Source organism: Streptomyces flavofungini (assembly GCF_041028215.1).
Classification (GTDB): Bacteria; Actinomycetota; Actinomycetes; order Streptomycetales; family Streptomycetaceae; genus Streptomyces; species Streptomyces flavofungini_B.
In genome coordinates this window covers 1-4,927 of sequence record NZ_JASKYR010000724.1, presented here as the reverse complement: position 1 = coordinate 4,927, position 4,927 = coordinate 1, and the positions used below count along the sequence as shown (strand labels likewise).

General features: G+C 76.0%; 3 protein-coding genes. All 3 read right to left on the bottom strand.

What is annotated here, in order from left to right:
* Positions 1 to 1,502: BTAD domain-containing putative transcriptional regulator (locus AB8Z36_RS33210; protein ID WP_440582061.1), on the bottom strand; the 1,502-nt coding region annotated here is incomplete at its 3' end.
* Positions 1,503 to 1,785: 283 nt separating this feature from the next.
* Complete coding sequence (locus AB8Z36_RS33205) at positions 1,786 to 3,738, bottom strand: sensor histidine kinase (RefSeq protein ID WP_369217101.1); 1,953 nt, start codon at positions 3,736 to 3,738, stop codon at positions 1,786 to 1,788.
* Positions 3,728 to 4,495 carry a response regulator transcription factor gene (locus AB8Z36_RS33200; protein WP_369217100.1) on the bottom strand — a complete coding sequence of 256 codons (768 nt, stop codon included), beginning with the start codon at positions 4,493 to 4,495 and terminating at the stop codon, positions 3,728 to 3,730. The genes AB8Z36_RS33205 and AB8Z36_RS33200 overlap by 11 nt, the downstream gene beginning before the upstream one ends.
* Positions 4,496 to 4,927: the final 432 nt, after the last annotated feature.

Genomic DNA, 4,927 nt, shown 5'->3' with positions numbered 1-4,927 from the left:
GCATCGGAGGCGGACGCGGCAGCAGTCTCAGCCGCAGCAGGAGCGGGAGCAGCCTCAGCGGCACCACGAACAGGCGCGGCATCGGCAGGATCGGGAGCGGACGCGTCCCCGGCGGCAGCGGAGGCGGACCCGGCATCGGCGGCACCGGAGGCGGACGCGGCAGCGGTAGTCGGTGCTGCACCGACTACATCAGCCGGTGCTGCGCCAACTCCGGACGCCGGTACGGAGTCGGCAGCTCCGGACACCGGTACAGCGGCGCCAGCTCCGGACACCGACACAGCGGCGGCGCATCCGGGCACCGGTACAGCGGCGGTGCCCCCGGACGCCGGTACGGAGGCGTCGACCCCGGACACCGGTTCAGCGGCGCCAGCTCCGGACACCGACACAGCGGCGGCGCATCCGGGCACCGGTACAGCGGCGGTGCCCCCGGACGCCGGTACGGAGGCGTCGACCCCGGACACCGGTTCAGCGGCGCCAGCTCCGGACACCGACACAGCGGCGGCGCATCCGGGCACCGGTACAGCGGCGGTGCCCCCGGACGCCGGTACGGAGGCGTCGACCCCGGACACCGGTTCAGCGGTGCCGGCCCCGCGCACCCGTCCAGGGGTGTCAGCCCCGGGTGCCTCGGAAGCAGGCGAGGCCGAGGGCCTCGTGGGAGGGGGTGGGGCGGGCCGCAGCCCGGGAGTGCCCGCACCCCCCGCGCGGGTGCGCAGTACCTCGGTGTGGGCCTCGCGGACCGGTGGGCCCGGTTCCACGCCCAGTTCGTCCAGGAGTCTGCCGCGCAGTTCGCGGTGGACGGCCAGGGCCTCCGCCTGGCGGCCCGTGCGGTGCAGGGCCAGCATCAGCTGGCGGTGGAAAGCCTCGCGCAGCGGATGCCGTGCCACCAGGGCGGTCAGTTCGGGGGCCAGCGCCGCCAGGCCCGTGCCGAGCCCGAGCGCGGCGTCGTAACGCCACTCAAGGGCGAGCAGCCGCGCCTCGCGCACGCGGGGCAGGAGGGGGTGGTCCGCGAGCGGCCCGGTCAGCCCGCTCAGCGGCTCACCGCGCCACAGCGCGAGCGCCGCACCGGCTTCGGAGGCCGCCCGCGCCCAGTCCCGCTCGGCGTGCGCCGCCCGCGCCCGCGTCACCCGGCGCTCGAAGACCCGTACGTCCAACTCGCCCTCGCCGACCCGCAGCCGGTACCCCGGCGGCACCGCGCGCAGCCGCTCCGGGTCGTCGAGGAGCCGCCGCAGCCGCGTCACGTGGTTCTGGAGCGAGGCCCGCGCGGAGGGCGGCGGGGCGTCGCCCCACAGCGCGTCCTCCAGGGCGCCCAGGGAGACGGCCTTGTCCGGTTCAAGGAGCAGCGCGGCGAGGAGAGCGCGTCCCTTGGCACTCCGTACGGGCTGCGGCTCGCCCGCGGCGTCGAAGACGGCGGGCGCCCCGAGAAGGCCGAAACGCAGCCCTGGCGGCGGTCCGGGCCGCAGCCCCGACCGCTCCTCCGCCCACCGCTTCCGCCGCTCGTCCACGCCGTCCCCCGTGGCCGGCCCTCACGTGTCGGCCGACCGTTGGCCACATGTTAGCGATCTGTTGGCGGGGCCTGATCTGATCACCGCATCGGACCTGACCCGCCGGTACGCGCGCACAGCGCGTGACTCGGGGGAGTGTCGCCGCCGCGGTCGGGTCCGGGGGCAGAGAGAGAGCCCCGGTCGGCGGAGGTGAACGACCGGGGCTCTTGTCCTGCCCGCACGCCACGGCCAGGACCCCCGGGGCTCTTGGCCCGAGTTCGCCCCGGCGCGGTACCGCCGCCGCTCAATGGGCCGCCGGCAGCCGCACCGTGAACTGCGAACCCCGGCCCGGCACGCTCTCCGCCGTCACCGTGCCGTCGTGCGCCTCCACGAGTTTCCGCACGATCGACAGGCCGAGGCCGCTGCCGCCCGTCGCCCGCGTACGGGACTTGTCCGCGCGCCAGAAGCGGTCGAAGACGTACGGCAGATCGGCGGGCTCGATACCGGTGCCGGTGTCGGCGACCTCGATCAGGACGGCGTCGGCCGTGCCGCGGCAGGTGACGCGGACGCTGCCGCCCGCGGGGGTGTGCCGCACCGCGTTGGAGACGAGGTTGCCGACCGCCTGCCGCAGCCGCAGCGGATCGGCCGTCAGCCAGGGGTCGCCGAGCGCGGTGGCCCTGAGCTTCACCCCGGCCGCGTCCGCGCGGGCCTGGTGCGCCGCCGCCACCTGCTCGGCGATGTCGGCGGCGCGCACCGGTTCCCTGTGCAGCCGGAGCGTGCCCGCGTCGGCCGCCGCCAGGTCCTGGAGGTCGTCGACGATGTGCTGGAGCAGCAGGGCCTCTTCGAGGAGCGAGGTGACCAGTTCGGGGTCGGTCTCGACGACGCCGTCCTCGGCGGCCTCCAGCCAGCCCCGGATGTTGGAGAGCGGGGTGCGCAGCTCGTGCGCGACATCGCTGACCATGGCCTTGCGCTGCTCCTCAAGGGCCTTGCGGTGGGCCGCCATGTCGGCGAAGGCGGCGGCGAGCTGGCTGATCTCGCCCGCCGAGCGGGTGGCCTCGGCGGGGACGGGGTCGCCGGGCTCGCCCGTCTTCATGCGCCGCGTCGCGGTGGTCAGCGCGCGCAGCGGCCGGGTCAGCCGGGTCGCGGCGAACGCGGTCACGGCGACCGTGGCGGCGAGGACGGCCGCGGCGAGACCGGCGAGGCGGGTGGTGTTGTCCCGGGAGAGGCTGAAGCCGGGGTCCCTGCGGGAACCGTCCGGGCTGGTGATGAAGAGCAGGGCGGGCGCGGAGACGTAGGGCACGAGCTGCTCGCGCCGCGCGCTGTCGACGCAGGCCTCGCGGGAGTCGTCGTCCGTGGTGCGGGAGCCGAGGGGGTCGGGGGCCTCGGTGGCGCCGCCGGTCCCGGGCTCCGCCCGCCGCGCCTCCTCCTCGGGGCCCGGCGAGTCCCGGGGGAACGGGTCGACGGGCAGGACGTACGAGCCGTACGTCGGCACCGCGCCGACCGGCTTCGGTCCCGTACGGCCGCTCAGGTCGAGGCCGACGGGGACGGCCTTCAGGCCACCGCGCTCCATACAGGCGCCCGCGACGGCGTCGAGCTTCTTGAGTGCCTTGCGTTCGGTCGCGGTGGGCATGTCGAGCTCGGGGGCACCGCAGCCCATCTTGCTCGCCACCGAGGGGTCGCCACCGACGCGGACGGAGGGGCGTCCGCCGGGCGCGGTGACGACCTCGGGGGTCATCCCGACCTTCGTCAGACAGACCGCGCTGGTGTCGGCGGCCGCCCGCAGCCGGGCGCGCTCCGACTTGGTGAGGCGGTAGGGACCGACCACGCGCGGGTCGATGCGGTCGCCCGCGGTGTCCTCGCCGGAGCGGCCGGGGGTCAGTGTGGTGTCCACGGCGAGCGGGTCGAGGACGGCGGAGGCGTTCGGGGGCAGCGCGAGGTGTTTGGCGGGGGCGGCGGAGTCCACGATGACCTTGCGGTCCTGCGTGGTGAGGGCGATGCGCCGCCCGGTGTCACGGGACAGCTCGCGCACCGTCCTCTCGGCCCCGCGCCACGAGGGCGCCCCGGCACCGACGCCGAGCAGCCGGTCGTAGATCCGGGCGTCGTCGGCGAGCACCTGGCCCTGCTCCTGCCGGAGCGCCCCGGAGGTGGTCTGCGCGGCGAGCCACGCGGTGGCGGCGACGGACACCACGGACACGAGCACGGAGACGGCGAGCAGCCGGGCGAGCAGGCTGCGCCGCAGGGGGATGTCACGCGCCACGGCGCACCAGGGGCCCGGCGTCGGGCTCACCCTGCGGGGGCGGTGCCGACGCCAGCTTGTACCCCACCCCGAAGATGGTGAGGAGCCGTGTCGGGTGCCTGGGGTCCGTCTCTATCTTCTTGCGCAGGTTGAGGATGTGTACGTCGACCGTGCGCGCCGATATGTAGCCCGACGAGCCGTGGATGCGGTCCAGGAGCTGGGGGCGGGTGAAGACGCGGTCCGGCTCGCCCGCCATGGCGGTCAGGAGGTCGAACTCGCCGGGCGTGCAGTCGACCGGGCGGCCCTCGACCGTCACCTCGTGGCGCAGCGGGTCGACCACGACGTCACCGGCCCGCAGCCGCTGCCGGTCGGCGCCCGGCGGCGGCAGGTGGATGCCGCAGGCGCGGCGCAGCAGCGTCCGCACGCGGGCCATCAGCTCGCGGGGACTGTACGGCTTGGTGAGGTAGTCGTCGGCGCCGAGATCGAGACCCGCGAGGAGGTCGTCCTCCGTGGAGCGGGCGGTCAGCATCAGGATCGGCAGCCGCGCCAGCTCCGGCGGGCCGCCGCCGTACCGCAGCGTCCGCGTGACGGCGAGGCCGTCCGTGCCCGGCATCATGACGTCGAGGATGAGCAGGTCGGGCGGCTCGTTCCGGAGCGCGCGGAGGGCGGCGTTCCCGTCGTGGACGACGGCGACCGAGTGGCCCTCGCGCTCCAGATAGCGGCGGACCAGCTCGGCCTGTTTCTCGTCGTCCTCCGCGACCAGGACAGCAGCGCACATGGGGTCGAGGATAGGCACGGTCCGCCGCGGGGTGTGCGGCGAGAGCCGTCGGGGCCGCCGTCCTGACAGGATGCTCATATCTCACCGCGCCGCGCCGCCCCGGTGCCTGCGCCCCCGGGTTCCGATGCCGGTGCCCGGTGAAGGTTGCGGTGCCCGGCGCAGGTTCCGGTGCCCGGCGCGGGGCCGCTCGCCCGCGGGCCCGCGGGCGCCGCGGAGGCATGCTCGCGGTCCCCGTCCATCTGAACCGCCAGCACCGCCGCGCTCCGTCGGCGGGCGACACCGTGGCCCGCCCCGCGACATGGGCCCCGCCTCACGCCACGGGTCTCCGCCTCGCCACGTGGGCCCCCTCACGCCATGGAGCCGCGCCTCACGCCATGGCGCCGCACCTCGCCACGTGGGCCCCCGCCCCACGCCATGGGGCCGCGCCTCACC